The organism is Paralimibaculum aggregatum (assembly GCF_030270585.1).
Lineage (GTDB): Bacteria > Pseudomonadota > Alphaproteobacteria > Rhodobacterales > Rhodobacteraceae > Thermohalobaculum > Thermohalobaculum aggregatum.
The window spans coordinates 66,963-85,797 of the sequence record NZ_BSYI01000019.1; the positions used below are offsets into that span (position 1 = coordinate 66,963).

General features: G+C 69.9%; 18 protein-coding genes. 13 read left to right on the forward strand and 5 right to left on the reverse strand.

The genetic code is table 11. The annotated features are described in order from the left end of the window. Positions 1 to 5 precede the first annotated feature (5 nt). Entirely contained in the window at positions 6 to 344 is a 339-nt protein-coding gene (locus tag QSJ97_RS13215; RefSeq protein WP_285672247.1) for a hypothetical protein, read from the reverse strand. Positions 345 to 508: 164 nt separating this feature from the next. Here QSJ97_RS13215 and pheT point away from each other — a divergent pair, with 164 nt between their 5' ends. After that, complete coding sequence (pheT, locus tag QSJ97_RS13220) at positions 509 to 2,944, forward strand: phenylalanine--tRNA ligase subunit beta (protein ID WP_285672248.1); 2,436 nt, start codon at positions 509 to 511, stop codon at positions 2,942 to 2,944. A gap of 54 nt (positions 2,945 to 2,998) precedes the next feature. On the opposite strand, the gene QSJ97_RS13225 is transcribed toward pheT, so the two are convergent. Together QSJ97_RS13225 and QSJ97_RS13230 are read right to left on the reverse strand one after the other, a co-directional pair. Next, on the reverse strand, positions 2,999 to 3,322 hold the full coding sequence (locus tag QSJ97_RS13225; protein WP_285672249.1) for an AzlD domain-containing protein: 324 nt from the start codon (positions 3,320 to 3,322) through the stop codon (positions 2,999 to 3,001). After that, the gene (locus QSJ97_RS13230; RefSeq protein ID WP_285672250.1) at positions 3,319 to 4,095 is read right to left on the reverse strand and encodes an AzlC family ABC transporter permease; all 777 of its coding nucleotides are present in this window, start codon (positions 4,093 to 4,095) and stop codon (positions 3,319 to 3,321) included. The genes QSJ97_RS13225 and QSJ97_RS13230 overlap by 4 nt, the downstream gene beginning before the upstream one ends. Positions 4,096 to 4,240: 145 nt before the next feature. Between QSJ97_RS13230 and QSJ97_RS13235 the strand changes: the two genes are divergently transcribed. From QSJ97_RS13235 to QSJ97_RS13255, 5 genes are all read left to right on the forward strand, one after another. Beyond that, a complete protein-coding gene (locus tag QSJ97_RS13235) occupies positions 4,241 to 5,113 on the forward strand; it encodes a formate dehydrogenase accessory sulfurtransferase FdhD (protein ID WP_285672251.1) in 873 nt (290 codons plus the stop codon). Further along, entirely contained in the window at positions 5,106 to 5,558 is a 453-nt protein-coding gene (locus QSJ97_RS13240; RefSeq protein WP_285672252.1) for a hypothetical protein, read from the forward strand. The genes QSJ97_RS13235 and QSJ97_RS13240 overlap by 8 nt, the downstream gene beginning before the upstream one ends. 85 nt (positions 5,559 to 5,643) lie before the next feature. Next, a complete protein-coding gene (mobA, locus tag QSJ97_RS13245) occupies positions 5,644 to 6,267 on the forward strand; it encodes a molybdenum cofactor guanylyltransferase MobA (RefSeq protein ID WP_285672253.1) in 624 nt (207 codons plus the stop codon). Further along, positions 6,264 to 6,773, forward strand: a complete 510-nt coding sequence (gene mobB, locus QSJ97_RS13250; protein WP_285672254.1) for a molybdopterin-guanine dinucleotide biosynthesis protein B — start codon at positions 6,264 to 6,266, stop codon at positions 6,771 to 6,773. The genes mobA and mobB overlap by 4 nt, the downstream gene beginning before the upstream one ends. Continuing rightward, positions 6,770 to 8,020 (forward strand): molybdopterin-binding protein, encoded by a 1,251-nt coding sequence (locus tag QSJ97_RS13255; RefSeq protein ID WP_285672255.1) that lies wholly within the window; start codon positions 6,770 to 6,772, stop codon positions 8,018 to 8,020. Before mobB ends, QSJ97_RS13255 begins: the two co-directional genes overlap by 4 nt. A gap of 39 nt (positions 8,021 to 8,059) precedes the next feature. Here QSJ97_RS13255 and greA read toward each other — a convergent pair whose 3' ends face one another. After that, a complete protein-coding gene (gene greA, locus QSJ97_RS13260) occupies positions 8,060 to 8,533 on the reverse strand; it encodes a transcription elongation factor GreA (protein ID WP_285672256.1) in 474 nt (157 codons plus the stop codon). A gap of 208 nt (positions 8,534 to 8,741) precedes the next feature. Continuing rightward, positions 8,742 to 12,056 carry a carbamoyl-phosphate synthase large subunit gene (gene carB, locus QSJ97_RS13265; protein ID WP_285672257.1) on the reverse strand — a complete coding sequence of 1,105 codons (3,315 nt, stop codon included), beginning with the start codon at positions 12,054 to 12,056 and terminating at the stop codon, positions 8,742 to 8,744. Positions 12,057 to 12,295: 239 nt separating this feature from the next. Here carB and QSJ97_RS13270 point away from each other — a divergent pair, with 239 nt between their 5' ends. The 7 genes from QSJ97_RS13270 to QSJ97_RS13300 all read left to right on the forward strand — a co-directional run. Beyond that, positions 12,296 to 12,643, forward strand: a complete 348-nt coding sequence (locus QSJ97_RS13270; RefSeq protein WP_285672258.1) for a hypothetical protein — start codon at positions 12,296 to 12,298, stop codon at positions 12,641 to 12,643. 100 nt (positions 12,644 to 12,743) lie between these two features. Further along, the gene (locus QSJ97_RS13275) at positions 12,744 to 13,379 is read left to right on the forward strand and encodes a glutathione S-transferase family protein (protein WP_285672259.1); all 636 of its coding nucleotides are present in this window, start codon (positions 12,744 to 12,746) and stop codon (positions 13,377 to 13,379) included. Then, positions 13,379 to 15,040 carry a choline dehydrogenase gene (betA, locus tag QSJ97_RS13280; protein ID WP_285672260.1) on the forward strand — a complete coding sequence of 554 codons (1,662 nt, stop codon included), beginning with the start codon at positions 13,379 to 13,381 and terminating at the stop codon, positions 15,038 to 15,040. Before QSJ97_RS13275 ends, betA begins: the two co-directional genes overlap by 1 nt. A 175-nt stretch (positions 15,041 to 15,215) precedes the next feature. Continuing rightward, positions 15,216 to 16,226: a TRAP transporter substrate-binding protein gene (locus QSJ97_RS13285; RefSeq protein ID WP_285672261.1), complete on the forward strand. Its 1,011-nt coding sequence runs from the start codon at positions 15,216 to 15,218 to the stop codon at positions 16,224 to 16,226. Between the two features lie 75 nt (positions 16,227 to 16,301). Further along, a complete protein-coding gene (locus tag QSJ97_RS13290; RefSeq protein WP_285672262.1) occupies positions 16,302 to 16,991 on the forward strand; it encodes a TRAP transporter small permease in 690 nt (229 codons plus the stop codon). Positions 16,992 to 16,994: 3 nt separating this feature from the next. After that, entirely contained in the window at positions 16,995 to 18,392 is a 1,398-nt protein-coding gene (locus QSJ97_RS13295; protein WP_285672263.1) for a TRAP transporter large permease, read from the forward strand. A gap of 152 nt (positions 18,393 to 18,544) precedes the next feature. Continuing rightward, the coding region (locus QSJ97_RS13300; RefSeq protein ID WP_491630629.1) for a thiolase family protein at positions 18,545 to 18,835 on the forward strand (291 nt) is incomplete at its 3' end.

Consider the following 18,835-nt stretch of genomic DNA (forward strand, 5'->3'; position numbering starts at 1 on the left):
CCAGGTCAGTCGCGGCGGAAGAGGTCTGCCCCTGCCTCTGCAAAGCGCCGGTCGGCCGCGTCGGACCACTGCCCGCCGGCGGCTCCGGCGCGATCCGGCCGGCGATGCCGCGCGCCGCGATGGCCATCTGACCCGCCGCCTCCGGCACTCCAAGCGGCGGGAGCGGCCGCGGACATTGCCGCCTGCATGGTCTCGGAAGCCGTGGTCGGGATGCCCTGGAGCAGCACCACCGAAAGGAGGGACAGACCGCCCGTGAGGGCGACCCAGTCGAGGGTCACCGACCCCTGATCGCAGGCCAGGAAACGCAACAGGCAAGCAGAAGAACTCGACACCGGGAACGCCATGACACACACCTCTGGCCCAACACACGCCCTTCATACTCCGGCAACCCTAACAACAGTCTAACAAGGCTGGTTTATGGCAGCCGGGCGGCCTTTTTTTGCCCGGTGATATGGGTTAGACGAACGCCGACCGGAGCCCCGGGCTTCGCATCGACGGAGCATGTCCCATGAAGTTCACCCTTGCCTGGCTCAAGGATCATCTCGACACCGAGGCCAGCCTCGACGAGATCGCCGAGGCCCTGACCGATCTCGGCCTCGAGGTCGAGGGCATCGAGAATCCCGTGGACCGGCTCGGCGCCTTCCGCATCGCGCGGGTGATCGAGGCGGCGCAGCACCCGAATGCCGACCGCCTGCGGGTCTGCCGGGTCGCCGTCTATGCGGCGGAAGGCGCCGCGCCCGAGGAGGTGCAGGTGGTCTGCGGCGCGCCGAACGCGCGCACCGGGCTGGTCGGCGTCTTCGCCCCGGCGGGCACCCATGTCCCCGGCACCGGGGTCGACCTCAAGCCCGGCGTGATCCGCGGCGTCGAATCCAACGGCATGCTCTGCTCCGAGCGCGAGATGATGATCTCCGAGGATCACGACGGGATCATCGACCTGCCGGAGGACGCCCCGCTCGGCGCCCGCTTCATCGACTATGCCGGGCTGAACGACCCGGTGATCGAGATCGCCATCACGCCGAACCGGCCCGACGCGCTCGGTGTCGCGGGGATCGCGCGCGACCTTGCGGCGCGCGGGATCGGCCGCCTCAAGACCCCCCCGCTGCCGGAGATCGAGGGCCGGTTTCCCTGCCCGATCTCGGTCGAGATCCATCCGGATCTGATCGGCAAGGGCTGCCCGCTCTTCGTCGGGCGCCTGGTGAAGGGCGTGAAGAACGGCCCCTCGCCGGCCTGGCTGCAGCAGCGCCTGAAGGCGATCGGGCTGCGGCCGATCTCGGCCCTGGTCGACATCACCAACTACATCACCTTCGATCGCGGCCGGCCGCTGCACGTGTTCGACGCCGACAAGGTCGCGGGCGGCAGGCTCTCGGTGCATCCGGCGAAGGGCGGCGAGACCCTGCTGGCGCTCGACGGCAAGGAGTATGTCTTCGAGCCCGGCATGATGGTGATCGCCGACGACAACGGCCCCGAATCCATCGGCGGCATAATGGGCGGCGAGCTGAGCGGCTGCACCGGGGAGACGGTGAACGTCTTCGTCGAGAGCGCCTACTGGGACCCGGTGACGATTGCCGCCACCGGGCGCCGGCTGAAGATCAATTCGGACGCGCGCTACCGCTTCGAGCGGGGGGTGGACCCGGCCTTCACGCCGGCCGGCGCCGATCTCGGCACGGCGATGGTGCTGGAGCTCTGCGGCGGCGAGGCTTCGGAGACGGTGGTCGCCGGGGCGGTGCCGGACACCAGCCGGTCCTACACGCTGCGGCCCGGCCGGGTGGCCAGCCTCGTCGGCATGGAGGTGCCGCGCGAGGAGCAGGTGCGGATCCTGACCGCGCTCGGCTTCTCGGCCACCGGCACGGGCGAGGCCATCGATGTCTGGGTGCCCTCCTGGCGGCCGGACATCCATGGCGAGGCGGATCTCGTGGAGGAGATCGCGCGGGTCGCCTCGCTGTCCGGGCTCGAGGCGAAACCGCTGCCGCGGCCGGCCTCGGGCGTCGCGCGCTCCGAGCTCACCGCGGCGCAGCTCCGCGCCATGCGGGCGCGGCGGCGGCTCGCTTCGGCCGGGCTCGCCGAATGCGTCAGCTACAGCTTCGTCAGCGGCACGGAGGCGGCGCTCTTCGGCGGCGGCGAGGCGGCGCGCAAGCTGGCCAACCCGATCAGCTCCGAGATGTCGGACATGCGGCCCTCGCTGCTGCCGGGGCTGCTGGCCGCGGCGGCGCGCAACCAGGCGCGTGGCTTCGGCGATCTGGGGCTCTTCGAGGTCGGCCCGGTGTTCGAGGGCGCCGAGCCCGGCGAGCAGGCGAACCATGCCACCGCGCTCCGGGTCGGGGCGACGGCGCCGCGGCACTGGACGGGCGAGCGCCGGCCGGTGGACCTGGCGGATGCGAAGGCCGATGCCGAGGCGGCGCTCGCCGCTGCCGGCGTGCCGGTGGACAAGCTGCAGGCGGTGCGCGAGGCGCCCGGCTGGTTCCATCCCGGCCGCTCCGGCGCGCTGAAGCTGGGGCCGAAGGTCACCCTCGCGGTGTTTGGCGAGCTGCATCCGAAGGTGCTCGATGCGATGGACGTGAAGGGCCCGGCGGTTGCCGCGACCATCCTGCTCGACGCGGTGCCGGCGCCGAAGCGCCGCAGCACCGGGCGGGCCGCGCTCAGCGTCTCGGACTACCAGGCGGTGGAGCGGGATTTCGCCTTCGTGCTCGATGCGAAGGTCGAGGCCGAGACGGTTCTGCGCGCGGCGCGCTCGGCCGACAAGAAGCTGATCGCCGGGGCCACGGTCTTCGACCTCTTCGAGGGGGCGAAGGCGGCGGCACAGTTCGGCGAGGGCCGGAAGTCGATGGCGATCACCGTGCGGCTCGAGCCGAAATCCGGCACGCTCACCGAGGACGAGATCGACCGCGTCGCGGCTGAGGTGGTCGCGGCGGTGACGAAGGCGACCGGCGGGCAGCTTCGCGGCTGATCCCGGCAACCGGCGGGCTCGCGGCGAGACCGCCGGTCCGCCTCCGCGCCTCGCTCAGATCTGTCCCGAGACGACCAGGGCGAGGGCATAGCCGGCAATTCCGGCAAGGATCCCCGCCAGCACGTTGCGCGTGAGCAGCCCGGCCACCAGCGCCGCCGCGCAGGCGGCGAGCCGCTCCGGATCGGCGCCCGACTGCCCGCCGACGACCATCGGCGCGATCAGCGCGGGCAGCACCGCGGCGGGCACGAAGGCGAGGCCGCGGCGCACGCTCTCCGGCACCTCGCGCCCGGCCAGCAGCCCGAGAAACGAGAAGCGGATCGCATAGGTCGCGATGCCGAGGCCGGCGATCATGCTCCAGATTGCGGTGTCGGAGATCATCGCGCGCGCTCCCCGGCACAGACCGCCTCGCCGGAGCCGTCGCACGGGAGGACAGCGGGGCCAGTCTTCGGTGCCGGCCGGTCTGCCGCGAAGCCGGCGGCGAGCCCTGCCGCCGCGCCCAGCATCAGCCCGAGGCCGAAGGGCAGCCCCACCGCCAGCAGCGACACGCTCGCCGCCACCGCCGCCACCAGGGCCGAGCGGCGCCCGCGCAGCATCGGCGCGGCGATGGCGATGAAGGTCACCGGCACGATGACGCCGAGGTCGATCGCCTCGGGCAGCGCCGCGCCGAGCCGGATGCCGACAAGCGTCATCGCGACCCAGACGCCCGAGGTCAGCAGCCCGACCCCGAGATAGAAGCCGATCCGGTCCGCCAGCGGCTCGTCCGGCCGGCGCTCGTAGCGCGCGATCGAGAGCGCATAGGACTGGTCGTGCAGCGTGAGGGCGGCCAGGGCGCGGGTCCAGACCGGCGCATCCGACCAGTGGAGTGCCAGCGAGGCCGAATACATCGCCATCCGCAGGTTCACCACCGCCCCGGTCAGCACCGCGACGATGGCCGGTGCGCCGTCGGACAGCACCTGCAGCGCCGCGAGCTGGCTCGCCCCGGCGATCACCAGCGAGGTCATGGCCATGGTCTGCGCGAGATCCAGCCCGGCCTCGGTCGCGACCGCACCGAAGATCAGGCCGAAGGGCCCGACCGCCAGCAGCACCGGGATCGCCGCCAGCAGCCCCGACCGGAATCCCCGGCGACCGATGATCCTTGCATCCTGTGCCATGGCGCGAAGCTATGCCCTCGGCCGGGCGGTTACCAATCGGGGATTGTGATGGCATCCCCCGCCACGCTTGATGCCCCGGCCCGTTGACGCTGCGGCCGTGCCGCGCGGCCTTGACCCGGACAAATCCCCGCGCTCTACCTCTCTCATGCGCGAATTCCTGATCCGACCCGACCCGGACGCCCCCCGCCTCACCCGTGCCGTCACCGGCCGCGACCAGACCGGGCGGGAGACCGAGATCCGTGTCGTCGAGGAGCGGGCGCTGACGATCTACCTCAACGGCCAGGAGATCGTCACCGCCATGACCATCGGCGACTATCCGGAGTATCTCGCCCTCGGCTATCTCCTCAACCAGGGGATGCTGCTCGCCTCGGACCGGGTGACCGCGGTCGAGCATGACGAGGAGCTCGAGGTCGTCGTCGTCCGCACCGAGCGGGAGACCGATTACGAGGACAAGCTGAAGAAGAAGACGCGCACCTCGGGCTGCGCCGTCGGCACCGTCTTCGGCGACATGATGGAGGCGCTCGACGGCGTGCGCCTGCCGGATGCGGCGCTGCGCACCTCCTGGCTCTATGCGCTGTCGAGGAAGATCAACACCGCGCCGAGCCTCTATCTCGAGGCCGGGGCGATCCACGGCACCGTGCTCTGCGAGGGCGACCGGCCGCTGGTGTTCATGGAAGATGTCGGGCGCCACAACGCGGTCGACAAGATCGCCGGCTGGATGTTCCGCGAAGGCGTCTCCGGGGCCGACAAGATCCTCTACACCACCGGCCGGCTGACCTCCGAGATGGTGATCAAGACGGCGCTGATGGGGGTGCCGATCCTGGCCTCGCGCTCGGGCTTCACGGCCTGGGGGGTGGAGCTGGCGCGGCAGGTCGGCATGACGCTGATCGGCCGCATGCGGGGGCAGCGTTTCGTCTGCCTTTCCGGCGAGGAACGGGTGATCTACGACGCCGATCCTTCGGCCCATCCGGAGGAGGACGCCAGACACCGCCGCAAGGGAGCCGCCGCCGATGGCTGAACCGGGCATGCATGACGAGCTGCGCCTCGGCTACGAAACCGATGCGGCGCTGATCCGGGATGCGATGGAGGCGGGCGCGAGCCGCATCCTCAACGCGGTTCCGCCGCGACGGACGCTGCGCGGCGTGCTGGCCGCGCTGCCGGTGCTCGTCGGGGTCGCGGCGGCTGCGGTCGCGCTCGGCCTCGTCGCGGGAGAGGGGCTCGATCCGCTCAGCCTGGTGACCGGCATCGTCGTGGGCGGCGTGGTGGCGCTTCTGGCGGCGCGGCACATGACCCGCGAGCTGGCCGAGGCGAATGCCGCCGCCTGCGGGGCCGACGGGCCGCTCGAGCTGGTGCTGTCGCGGGACGGGGTCGTCGAGACCTCGGGCGCGGCAGAGATCCGCGTGCCGTGGATGCCGTGGTCATGTTCCGCCGCGGCGTCGGGCTCTGCTTCGGGGCGATGGTGATCCCGGTGCCCGATACCGCGCTGCCGGCGGGGTGGTCGCGGCGCGAGTTCTCGGCCTTCGTTGCCCGGCACCGGGGAGAAGCTGCATGAGCACGGCAGGGGTCATCCTCGCGGGCGGGCTCGCCCGGCGCATGGGCGGCGGCGACAAGACGCTGCTCGAGGTGGCGGGCAGGCCGCTGCTGGCCCATGTGATCGACCGGCTGCGCCCGCAGGTTGCCGAGATCGCGATCAACGCCAATGGTGACGCGGCGCGTTTCGACGGCTTCGGCCTGCCGGTGATCCCGGACACGGTGGAGGGCTTCGCGGGCCCGCTCGCCGGCGTGCTGGCCGGCATGCGCTGGGCGGCGGCGCGGGGGCACGGCCACATCGTCTCGGCCGCCGGCGATACCCCCTTCTTTCCGGCCGATCTCGCGGCGCGGCTCGCGGCGGCGCTCGACGATGCCAACCCGATCGCCATGGCCGCCACCACCGATCCGCAGCGCGGGCTCTCCGAGCACCCGACCTTCGCGCTCTGGCCGGTGGCGCTGGCGGACGATCTCGAGCAGGCCATCACGGTGGGCGATCTGCGCAAGGTCATCGTCTGGACCTCGCGGCACGGCTTCGCGCGGGTGCTGTTCGACGACGCGGCCTATCCGTTCTTCAACATCAACACGCCCGAGGATCTCGCGGAGGCCGCGCGCCTCGCCGCCGGTCAGGAGACGCACATTTGAAGGTCTACGGAGTCATCGGCTGGAAGAATGCCGGCAAGACCACGCTGGTCGAGCGGCTGGTGGCGGAGCTGACCGCGCGCGGCTACAGCGTCTCGACGCTGAAGCACACGCATCACGGGGTGGATGTGGACCGGCCCGGCAAGGACAGCCGCCGCCATCGCGACGCCGGGGCGCACCAGGTGATCCTCGCCTCCTCGGCGCGCTGGGCGCTGATGACCGAGCTGCGCGAGGCGCCGGAGCCCAGGCTCGAGGACCTGATCACGCATCTCGACCCGGTCGATCTCGTGATCGTCGAGGGCTGGAAGCGCGACAGCCACCCGAAGATCGAGGCCTGGCGCGCCGAGACCGGCCAGCCGCTGATCGCGCGCGACGACCCGACCGTGCGCGCCATCGCCACCAACGATGCCCCCGCCGCAGTGCAGCCGGTGATCGGGCTCGACGACATTCCGGCGATTGCCGAGTTCGTGCTCGCGGATCTCGGGATGGCCGAGCGACGGCGGGCATGAACGGCCGGCTCGCCGACGACTGTTTCGCGCTGCCGCCGGGGGTCGACTGGACCCCGGTGGAGGTGGCGCTCGCGCGGCTGCGCGAGGGGTTGCGGCCGGTGACCGGCATCGAGACGGTCGGCCTGTCCGAGGCGGCGGGCCGGGTGCTCGCCGAGCCGGTGCTGGCGCGGCGGGACAGCCCGCCGGCGGCCAATGCGGCGGTCGACGGCTATGCCTTCGCCTGGGAGGCCGCCGGCGCCGAGGCCGATCTGCCGCTCGCCGAGGGCCGCGCGGCGGCGGGCCACCCATGGCCCGGGCATCTGCCGGCGGGCGAGGCCCTGCGCATCCTCACCGGCGCCGAGCTTCCCGCCGGCGCCGATACCGTGGTGCTCGAGGAGGATTGCAGGCTCGCGGACGGGCGGGTGCGGTTTCCGCGGCCCCGCAAGCCCGGCGCCAATCGCCGTCCGCAGGGCGAGGATGCGCGGCACGGCGAGCCGGTGCTGGCCGCCGGGCGGCGCCTGCGCCCGCAGGATCTCGCGCGCGCGGCCTCGGTGGGGGCGGATCGCCTCGCGGTGCGACAGCGGCTCCGGGTCGGCATCCTGTCCACCGGCGACGAGCTGCTCGCGCCCGGCACCGACCCTGCGCAGCCGGGGATCTTCGATGCCAACCGGCCGATGCTGGCGGCGCTCGCGGCGGGATGGGGTGCGGAGGTTGTCGATCTCGGCGCGGCCGGCGACGATGCCGGGGCGGTGCGCGCGGCGCTCGACGGCGGCGCCGCGTCGGCGGATGTGCTGCTCACCTCGGGCGGCGCCTCGGCGGGGGACGAGGACCACCTCTCCCGGCTCCTGGGGCGCGAGGGCCGGCGCGAGACCTGGCGCATCGCGGTGAAGCCCGGGCGGCCGCTGGCCATGGGGCTCTGGCAGGGCAGGCCGGTGTTCTGCCTGCCGGGCAACCCGGTGGCGGCCTTCGTCTGCACGCTGATCTTCGCACGCCCGGCGCTGGCGGTGCTGGCCGGGGCGGACTGGCCGGAGCCGCTCGCCTTCACCGTGCCGGCGGCCTTCGCCAAGCGCAAGAAACGGGGCCGGCGGGAATACCTCCGGGCGCGGCTCGATGCGGCTGGCCATGCCGAGGTCTTCGCCTCGGAAGGCTCGGGGCGCGTCGGCGGGCTCAGCTGGTCGGAGGGGCTGGTGGAGCTTCCCGACGCGGGCATGGACATCGCACCGGGCGACCCGGTGCGCTATCTGCCCTATGCCGGCTTCGGGATCTGACGGCCCGCCGGTGCCGCACCGGCGGACCGGGGCGCGGCATCAGACGAAACGCACCTCGAGAATCTCGTAGGAGCGGCTGCCGCCGGGGGTGATCACCTCGACGCTGTCACCCTCCTCCTTGCCGATCAGCCCGCGCGCGAGCGGCGAGGCCATGTTGAGCCGGCCCGCCGCGATATCGGCCTCGGCCTCGCCGACGATCTGGTAGTTGCGCTCCTCGTCGGTGTCCTCGTCGACCAGCTTGACCGTGGCGCCGAAACGCACGGTGGTGCCGTTCATCTTGGTCGGATCGATCACGTCGGCGCGCCCGATGAGCCCCTCGAGCTCCTTGATCCGGCCCTCGATGAAGCTCTGCTTCTCGCGCGCCGAATGATACTCGGCGTTCTCCGAGAGATCGCCATGCTCGCGGGCTTCGGAGATCGCCCGGATGACCGCCGGGCGCTCGACCTCCTTGAGGGTCTTCAGTTCGTTGTTCAGGGCCTCGTAGCCCCGCTTGGTCATTGGAACCTTTTCCATGGGTGTCCCCTTCATGGGTGCGCCGGGGGTTGTCGTTCGTCGGGTGGTCTTTCAAGCGCGGGTCGGCTGCCGGAATCCGCCAAGCGAACCCGCCATCCGCGCTGCCTTGCAAACCGGTACCATATGCAGCGTCCCGCGCCGCCGCAAGATACCCGGCGTCCGGGCCCTGCGGCGGCCGCGACGGCATCTCCGTCCGGCCGTTTCGGAGTCAGATGCTCCGGGCGGCGTAGGACTGCAGCGGCGCCACCTCGAGCTCGCCGTGGTTGTAGTTCTCGATGGCACGGGCGGCCGCGCACGCGCCGGCGGCGGTGGTGTAATAGGGGATCTTCTGGGCCAGCGCGGTGGCGCGGATGTCGACGCTGTCGCGCACCGACTGCGCGCCCTCGGTGGTGTTGAAGACCAGGACCACATCGCCGTCCTTCATCCGGTCGACGATGTTGGGCCGGCCCTCGTAGACCTTGGCGACGCGCAGCGCCGGCACACCCTCGGCCACCAGGAACTCCTGCGTGCCGCCGGTTGCGATCAGCTCGAAGCCGAGCCGGTGCAGGCTCTGCGCGGCGGTCAGGATCGCGGTCTTGTCGGCATCCTTGACCGAGATGAACGCGGTGCCGCCGCGCGGCAGGCTGATGCCGGCGCCGAGCTGGCTCTTGAGGAAGGCCCGGGCGAAGCCGCGGTCGAGCCCCATGACCTCGCCGGTCGAGCGCATCTCCGGGCCGAGCAGCGTATCGACGCCGGGGAAGCGCGCGAAGGGCAGCACCGCCTCCTTCACCGCCATGTGCGGGGTGTTGGGATCGGCCAGCGTGAAGGCCGAAAGCGGCTCGCCGGCCATCACCCGCGCGGCGATCGCGGCGATCGGCGAGCCGACCGCCTTGGCCACGAAGGGCACGGTGCGCGAGGCGCGGGGGTTGACCTCGAGCACATAGACCTCCTCGCCCTGGATCGCGAACTGCACGTTCATCAGCCCGTGCACGCCGAGGCCGAGGGCCATCGCCTCGGCCTGTCGCGACAGCTCGGCCACCATCTCGCGCGAGAGGCTGTGCGGCGGCAGCGAGCAGGCGCTGTCGCCGGAATGGATGCCGGCCTCCTCGATATGCTCCATGACGCCGGCGATGTGCACGACGTTGCCGTCGCAGATCGCGTCGACATCGACCTCGACCGCGCCGGCGAGGTAGCCGTCGATCAGCACCGGCGCGGTGCCCGAGACGATCACCGCCTCGCGCATGTAGCGCGCCAGCTCGTGCTCCTCGCGGACGATCTCCATGGCGCGGCCGCCGAGCACGTAGGAGGGGCGGATCACCACGGGAAAGCCGATCTCGCGGGCCACGCGGCGGGCGGTCGCCTCGTCATAGGCGATGCCGTTGCGCGGCTGCACGAGGTCGAGATCCTGCAGCAGCTTCTGGAAGCGCTCGCGGTCCTCGGCGAGGTCGATGGCGTCCGGCGAGGTGCCGAGGATCGGGATATCGGCGGCCTCGAGGCCGCGGGCGAGCTTCAGCGGCGTCTGCCCGCCATACTGCACGATCACGCCATGCAGCCGCCCGGCCTCGCGCTCGGCCCGCAGCACCTCGAGCACGTGCTCGAGGGTCAGCGGCTCGAAATAGAGCCGGTCGGAGGTGTCGTAGTCGGTCGACACGGTCTCCGGGTTGCAGTTGATCATGATGGTCTCGTAGCCCGCCTCGGTCAGCGCGAAGCAGGCATGGCAGCAGCAGTAGTCGAACTCGATGCCCTGGCCGATCCGGTTCGGCCCGCCGCCGAGGATGGCGATCTTCGGCCGGTCCGAGGGGCGCGACTCGCATTCCGCCGCGACGGAGCCGTCCGGGCCGACCGCATCGGCCTCGTAGGTCGAGTACATGTAGGGCGTCTGCGCCTCGAACTCGGCGGCGCAGGTGTCGATCCGCTTGAACACCGCCACCACGCCCGCTGCCATGCGGGTCTCGCGTACCGCGCTCTCGGTGGTGTTGGTCAGATGTGCGAGCCGGGCATCGGAGAAGCCGAGCGCCTTCAGCCGGCGCAGCGCCGCGGCGCCTTCCGGCAGCCCCTCTGCCAGCAGCCGTGCCTCTTCGGCGACGATCTCCTCGATGCGCTCGAGGAACCAGCGGTCATAGCCGGTGGCGCCGGCGATCTCGTCGAGGCTGAGCTCCTCGCGCATCGCCTGCGCGACAAGGCGGATCCGGTCCGGGGTCTGCCGGGTCAGCGCGGCACGCACGGCGCGGCGGCGCTCCTCGGCGGTCTGCTCCGGGGTGACGCCCTCGATCTCGATCTCGTCGAGCCCGGTGAGCCCGGTCTCCAGCGAGCAGAGCGCCTTCTGCAGGCTCTCCTGGAAGCTGCGGCCGATGGCCATCGCCTCGCCGACCGATTTCATCGCGGTGGTCAGTTCGGGCACGCTGCCCGGGAACTTCTCGAAGGCGAAGCGCGGGATCTTGGTCACCACGTAGTCGATGGTCGGCTCGAAGGCCGCCGGGGTCGCCTTGGTGATGTCGTTGTCGAGCTCGTCGAGGGTGTAGCCGACCGCCAGCTTGGCGGCGATCTTGGCGATCGGGAAGCCGGTCGCCTTGGAGGCCAGCGCCGAGGAGCGGCTGACCCGCGGGTTCATCTCGATCACCACCATGCGGCCCGAGGCCGGGTCGAGCGCGAACTGCACGTTCGAACCGCCGGTCTCCACCCCGATCTCGCGCAGCACCGCGAGCGAGGCGTTGCGCATCCGTTGGTATTCCTTGTCGGTCAGGGTCAGCGCCGGGGCGACGGTGATCGAATCGCCGGTGTGCACGCCCATCGGGTCGATGTTCTCGATGGAGCAGACGATGATGGCGTTGTCCGCGCGGTCGCGGACCACCTCCATCTCGAACTCCTTCCAGCCGAGCAGGCTCTCGTCGACGAGGATCTGCGCCACCGGCGAGGCCTCCAGCCCCTTGCGGCAGATCGCGAGATACTCCTCGCGGTTGTAGGCGACGCCGCCGCCGGTGCCGCCGAGGGTATAGGCCGGGCGGATGATCGCCGGCAGGCCGACCTGGGGCAGCGCCGCCTCGGCTTCGGCGAGGCCGGCATGGATATCGAAGCCGCCGTCGATCTTCGGCGCCGAGACGATCGCCGCGGCCGGGTTCTCCAGCCCGATCCGGGTCATCGCCTCGCGGAACAGCTTGCGGTCCTCGGCCATTTCGATGGCCTCGCGGTTGGCGCCGATCATCTCGACGCCGTAGCGCTCGAGCACGCCCCGATCGGCCAGCGCCATCGCGGTGTTGAGCCCGGTCTGCCCGCCCATGGTGGGCAGCAGCGCATCGGGCCGCTCGCGGGCGATGATCTTCTCGACGACCTCGGGCGTGATCGGCTCCACATAGGTGGCATCCGCCATGCCCGGATCGGTCATGATCGTCGCCGGGTTGGAGTTGACCAGAATGACCCGGTAACCCTCCTCGCGGAGTGCCTTGCAGGCCTGTGCGCCCGAATAGTCGAATTCGCAGGCCTGGCCGATGACGATCGGTCCGGCGCCGATGATGAGGATGGAATGGATGTCGGTGCGCTTCGGCATGGGTCTCTCCGGCCCGCGACCGCGCAACCGGCTCAGCAGGCCGGCGCACGTCGCATACGCGTCTCGTGAAGGTCGCCCGCCTTATACCCGAGCTTGCGCGGGGGGCAAGGAAAGCCGGGACGACATGCTCGACATTCGCACGGTTTGAGCCAACTTTTTCTGGCGACGCCCCGCGTCCCGCGCGCTTTAATGGGGAACGACTCGGGCGCATCGTGGTGCCCGCAAGACCGGAGTGCCCGATGGAGAGCGTGATCCCTCCCGACATTTCCGCCGCGCTGGAGAGCGACCGGCGGTCCAAGCGCCGCCGCGCCAGCCGCTACCGCGTATCGGCCGCCGACCGGCTCTATCCGCTGATCGAGCTCTCCGATCATGGCTTCGTGATCGAGGCCGATGAGCCGCCGCATCTGCGTGGCTATGTCGACATCCTCGAGGGTGACGAGCGGATCGCCCGCTGCCTGTCGGTCTGCGTGGCGGCGGATGACGGGCTGGTGCGCTACGAGTTCAAGCGCGAGAGCGCGATCGGCGACGTTCCGGCAGACCATGTCGCTTCCGTCAATGCCGGCCTGCTCGCCGCCCCCGAGAAGTGAGCGCCGCGAAATCGGTTTTGCCCGCCCTGTCCCATGTGGTAACGCGGCCCACGGGCCCGCGCCGTCGCGGCCGTTGCAGAAACCACCCTTGGGGAAGAGCATGATATCAGTCCTGGGCCGGAACACCTCGTCGAACGTGCAGACCGTCATGTGGGCACTTGCCGAGCTCGGCCTGCCGCATGAGCGCCACGATATGGGCGGGTCGTTCGGCGGGCTCGACAGCGCCGACTACACCGCGATGAACCCCAACCGGCTGATCCCGGTGTTGCGCGACGGCGACGTGACGCTCTGGGAGAGCGCGGCGATCCTGCGCTATCTCGCGGCGGCCTATGGCGACGACGGGTTCTGGCCCGAGCCGCGCAGGCGGGCGCCGCTCGACATGTGGGCCGAGTGGATCAAGACGACCTGGACCCCGGTGATGCAGGCCGGCATCTTCTGGGCGCTGATCCGCACCCCCGCGGCGAAACGCGACGCGGCGCGGCTTGCCGACCTCGTCGCACGCGCGAAATCGCTCGCGGGCATGCTCGACCAGCGCATCGGTGCCGGGCCCTGGATGGACGGCGAGACCTTCACCTTTGCCGACATCATGTGCGGGCACCTGCTCTACCGCTACTACACCCTCGACTTCGAGCGCGCCGAGACCCCCAATCTCGACGCCTACTACCAGCGGCTGACCGAGCGCCCGGCCTATGCCGAGCATGTCATGATCTCCTATGACGGGCTCCGCGTGGAGTGATGGAGGCGGACTTCATCATCATCGGCTCGGGCAGTGCCGGCTCGGCCCTCGCCGCCCGGCTCTCCGAGGACGGCACCCATGACGTGCTGGTGCTGGAGTATGGCGGCACCGATGCCGGCCCGCTGATCCAGATGCCGGCGGCGCTGTCCTATCCGATGAACATGAAGCGCTACGACTGGGGCTATCAGAGCGAGCCGGAGCCGCATCTCGGGGGCCGGCGGCTGGCCTGCCCGCGCGGCAAGGTGATCGGCGGCTCCTCCTCGATCAACGGCATGGTCTATGTCCGCGGCCATGCACGGGACTTCGATCACTGGGCCGAGCAGGGCGCCGATGGCTGGGCCTATGCCGACGTCCTGCCCTACTACAAGCGGCTGGAAAGCTGGCACGAGAGCGGCCATGGCGGCGACCCGTCCTGGCGCGGGAGCTCGGGGCCGCTGCATGTCAGCCGGGGGCCGCGCAGCAACCCGCTGTTCGGCGCCTTCGTCGAGGCCGGCGCGCAGGCCGGCTACGAGCTGACCGACGACTACAACGGCGAGAAGCAGGAAGGCTTCGGGCCGATGGAGGCGACGGTCTGGCGCGGCCGGCGCTGGTCCGCTGCCAATGCCTATCTGAAGCCGGCGCTGAAGCGGCCGAACCTGCGGCTCCACCGCTGCCTCGCGCGGCGCGTGGTGATCGAGGAGGGCCGCGCGGCCGGGGTCGAGGTGACCCGTGGCGGGCAGACCGAGATCATCCGCGCCCGGCGCGAGGTGATCCTCGCGGCCTCCTCGATCAATTCGCCGAAGCTGCTGATGCTCTCGGGGATCGGGCCGGCGGCGCATCTGGCCGAGCACGGAATCGCGCCGGTGGCAGACCGCCCGGGTGTCGGCGCTAACCTGCAGGACCATCTCGAGCTCTACATCCAGCAGGCCTGCACCCAGCCGATCACGCTGTTCAAGCACTGGAACCTCTTCTCCAAGGCGCTGATCGGCGCCGAATGGCTGTTCCTGAAGCGTGGCCTCGGCGCCTCCAACCAGTTCGAGAGCGCCGCCTTCATCCGCTCGCGGCCGGGTGTGGAATATCCCGACATCCAGTATCACTTCCTGCCGATCGCGGTGCGCTATGACGGGCAGGCGGCGGCGGAAGGGCACGGCTTTCAGGCCCATGTCGGGCCGATGCGCTCGCCGTCGCGCGGCACCGTGCGGCTGCGCAGCGCCGATCCGGATGCCGCCCCGGCGATCCGCTTCAACTACATGAGCGAGCCGCAGGACTGGGAGGATTTCCGCCACTGCATCCGCGTCACGCGGGAGATCTTCGCCCAGCCCGCCTTCGATCCCTATCGCGGCAGGGAGATCCAGCCCGGCGAGGCCGTGCAGTCGGACGACGAACTCGACGGCTTCATCCGCGAGCATGTCGAGAGCGCCTATCACCCCTGCGGCACCTGCCGGATGGGCCGCGCCGACGATCCGGGCGCGGTGGTCGACCCCGAGTGCCGGGTGATCGGGGTCGAGCGGCTGCGCGTCGCCGACAGCTCGATCTTCCCGCGGATCACCAATGGCAACCTGAACGGACCGTCGATCATGGTCGGCGAGAAGGCGTCGGACCACATTCTGGGCCGCAGGCCGCTGCCGCGCGAGAACGCCGAGCCCTGGATCAATCCGCGCTGGCGCGAGAGCGACCGCTGAGGCGACGGCCGCAGCCGACGCTGCGGCCTTTTGCATTCATTTAGCCTCTTCACGGGACGAAGGAATCGGTGTTTGCTCGCAGTTGGCGACGCATGGCCGAAAACGGTCAGGCGGACCGGTGCCCGAACGGGCGACCCGGGAATATAATGAGAACATGCCAACGCGGAGGAATTTTATGCGCAAACTGACCCACCTGACGGCTGCGGCCCTGTTCGCCATCGGCGCGCTCGGCGCGCCTGCGGCGATCGCGGCCTGCGACGATGGCGAGATCGTCATCAAGTTCAGCCATGTGACCAATGCCGACCGGCACCCGAAGGGCCTCGCGGCCTCGCTTCTGGCGGAGCGGGTGAACACCGAGATGAACGGCAAGGCCTGCATGGAGGTCTTCCCGAACTCGACGCTCTACAACGACGACAAGGTGCTCGAGGCATTGCTCAACGGGGATGTGCAGCTGGCTGCGCCCTCGCTCTCGAAATTTGAGAAATTTACCAAGAAGTTCCGCCTGTTCGACCTGCCCTTCATGTTCGAGGACATCAAGGCGGTGAACCGCTTCCAGCAGTCGGAGGACGGGCAGAAGCTGAAGGCGTCGATGCGGCGCAAGGGCCTGCTCGGCCTCGCCTTCTGGCACAACGGCATGAAGCAGATGTCGGCCAGCAAGCCGCTCCTTCTGCCGACCGATGCCGCGGGGCTGAAATTCCGCGTGCAGCAGTCGGACGTGCTGGTCGCGCAGATGGAGGCGATCGGCGGCAACCCGCAGAAGATGGCCTTCTCCGAGGTCTATGGCGCGCTGCAGCAGGGCGTGGTCGACGGGCAGGAGAACACCTGGTCGAACATCTGGGGGCAGAAGTTCTTCGAGGTGCAGGACGGCATCACCGAGACCAATCACGGGATCATCGACTATCTCGTGGTGACCTCGACCGACTGGTGGGACGGCCTCGATGCCGATGTCCGCGACCAGCTCGCCACCATCATGGCGGAGGTGACCGAGGCCCGCAACTCGCAGTCCTACGAGGTGAACCAGGCCGCCAAGAAGTCGATCGTCGAGAACGGCGGCGTCGTGCGGCAGCTCAGCCCCGAGCAGCGGGCTGCCTGGGTCGCCGCGATGAAGCCGGTCTGGGCCAAGTTCGAGGGTGATGTGGGGGCCGATCTGATCGCTGCCGCCCAGTCCGCGAACGCCGGCAACTGATCCGCCGCAAGGAACCCCTGCATCGCCCCCGATCCGTGCGGGGCGGTGCAGCTTCCGGCCAGCGGAGGACCCCCCATGGCCAGTTCGAGAGATCCGAAGACAGGCAACGTGATCGACACGGTCGAGGAGACGCTCATTGCGGTCATTCTCGGGCTGATGACGGTGATCACGTTCGCCAACGTGATCGCGCGCTACGCCTTCAATTCGAACATTCTCTGGGCGCTCGAGGTCACCGTCTACCTGTTCGCCTGGCTCGTGCTGCTTGGTGCGGGCTACTGCACCAAGAAGACCCTGCATCTGGGCGTGGACGCCCTGGTGAACATCTTCAGCCCTCCGGTGCAGCGCCTGCTGGGCCTCGTGTCGGTCGGCGTCTGCATCGTGTTCTCGTTCCTGCTGCTCAAGGGCTGCTGGGACTACTGGGCCAACTTCGCGAACCTGCCCGCCACCACCGGCCGCTGGTTCCCGACCGGCTTCGAGGAAATGAAGTCGACCAACTACCGCGCCTGGTACGAGGTCAACGACACGCCGATGCCGGCATTCCTCCAGTTCCTTGCGGACTCGATGAACGAGGGTGAGCGCTACGAGAAGATGCCGCGCTTCATCCCCTACATCATCCTCCCGATCTCCATGCTGCTCCTGCTCCTGCGCTTCGTGCAGGTCGCGGTGCGCATCTGGCAGGGCGGCCATCCGCTGGTGATCGCGGGGCACGAAGCCGAGGATCTCGTCGAGGAGGCCGCGGCCAAGCAACGCGCCGAGGAGAACTGATCCATGGAAGTCGTCCTCCTCTTCGCGCTCGTGGTGGGCCTGATGCTGATCGGCGTGCCGATCGCCGTCTCGCTCGGCTTCAGTTCGATCATCTTCCTGCTGGTGTTCTCGGACAGTTCGCTCGCCTCGGTCGCGCAGACGATGTTCTCCGCCTTCGAGGGGCATTTCACGCTGCTCGCGATCCCCTTCTTCATCCTCGCCTCGACCTTCATGTCCACCGGCGGGGTGGCGCAGCGGATCATCCGCTTCTCCATCGCCTGCGTCGGGCACTTTCCCGGCGGGCTGGCGATCGCCGGCGTCTTCGCCTGCATGATGTTCGCGGCGATGTCGGGCTCCTCGCCGGCGACCGTGGTGGCGATCGGCAGCATCGTGATCGCGGCGATGCGGCAGATCGGCTACACCAAGGACTTTGCCGCCGGCGTGATCTGCAACGCCGGCACGCTGGGCATCCTGATCCCGCCGTCGATCGTCATGGTGGTCTATGCCGCGGCAACCGATGTTTCGGTGGGGCGGATGTTCCTCGCCGGCGTGATCCCGGGCCTGCTGGCCGGCGGCATGCTGATGACCGGCATCTATCTCGTGGCGAAGCTGCGCAACCTGCCGACGGGGGAGTGGAAGGGCTGGGCCGAGGTGCTCGAATCCGGCGGCCAGGCCTTCTGGGGCCTGATGCTGATCGTGATCATCTTCATCGGCATCTACGGCATCGTCGGCATCACCGGGGCGATCTTCACGCCCACCGAGGCGGCGGCCGTCGCTGCGGTCTACTCCTTCATCGCGGCCTTCTTCATCTATCGCGATCTGGGGCCGCTCAAGCCCGCCGAGCCGGGCGGCCGGCCGGTGCCGGTCTGGCGCAAGCCCTGGGCGCTGGTCACCGTCTTCGGCCATCGCGACCTGCGCATCGCGCTGTTCGACGGCGGCAAGCTGACCGTGATGCTGCTCTTCATCATCGCCAATGCGCTGATCCTGAAACATGTCCTGACCGACGAGCAGATCCCGCAGCAGATCGCGACGGCGATGCTCGATGCCGGCCTCGGGCCGGTGGCCTTCCTGCTGATCGTCAACCTGATCCTGCTGATCGGCGGGCAGTTCATGGAGCCCTCGGGGCTGCTGATCATCGTCGCGCCGCTGGTCTTTCCCATCGCGATCAGCCTCGGCATCGACCCGATCCATCTCGGCATCGTCATGGTCGTCAACATGGAGATCGGGATGATCACGCCGCCGGTGGGGCTGAACCTCTTCGTCACGTCCGGCGTCGCGGGCATGCCGATGATGGCCGTGGTCCGGGCGGCGCTGCCCTGGCTCGGCATCCTCTTCGTGTTCCTGATCCTGGTCACCTATGTGCCCTGGATCTCGACCGTCCTGCCAAACGCAATCATGGGGCCGGAGATCGTTCAGCGTTAGCGCTGCGCATCGGAGCGGCTGGTCCCGGGCAATCCGATTGGCCAGCCATGCAGTTCACGGGAGGCCGGGTTGCGCCGGAGCATGTTGCGCCGCAGCATTGGCTGGCTAGCCTGCGCCGCAAACGAGGAAACAGGCCAAAGGAGATCTGAGCGATGGGCTCTGTGGTTATTGTATCTGCGGCACGGACGGCGGTTGGGAGCTTCAACGGGTCGTTTGCGTCGGTACCGGCGCACGAGCTCGGGGCGGTGGCGATCGGCGCGGCGCTGTCGCGGGCCGGGGTTGCGGCGGCGGATGTGTCGGAGACGATCCTCGGTCAGGTGCTGACGGCGGGCCAGGGCCAGAACCCGGCGCGGCAGGCGCATATCGCGGCCGGGCTGCCGATCGAGGCGGCGGCCTGGGGGATCAACCAGGTCTGCGGCTCGGGGCTGCGGGCGGTGGCGCTG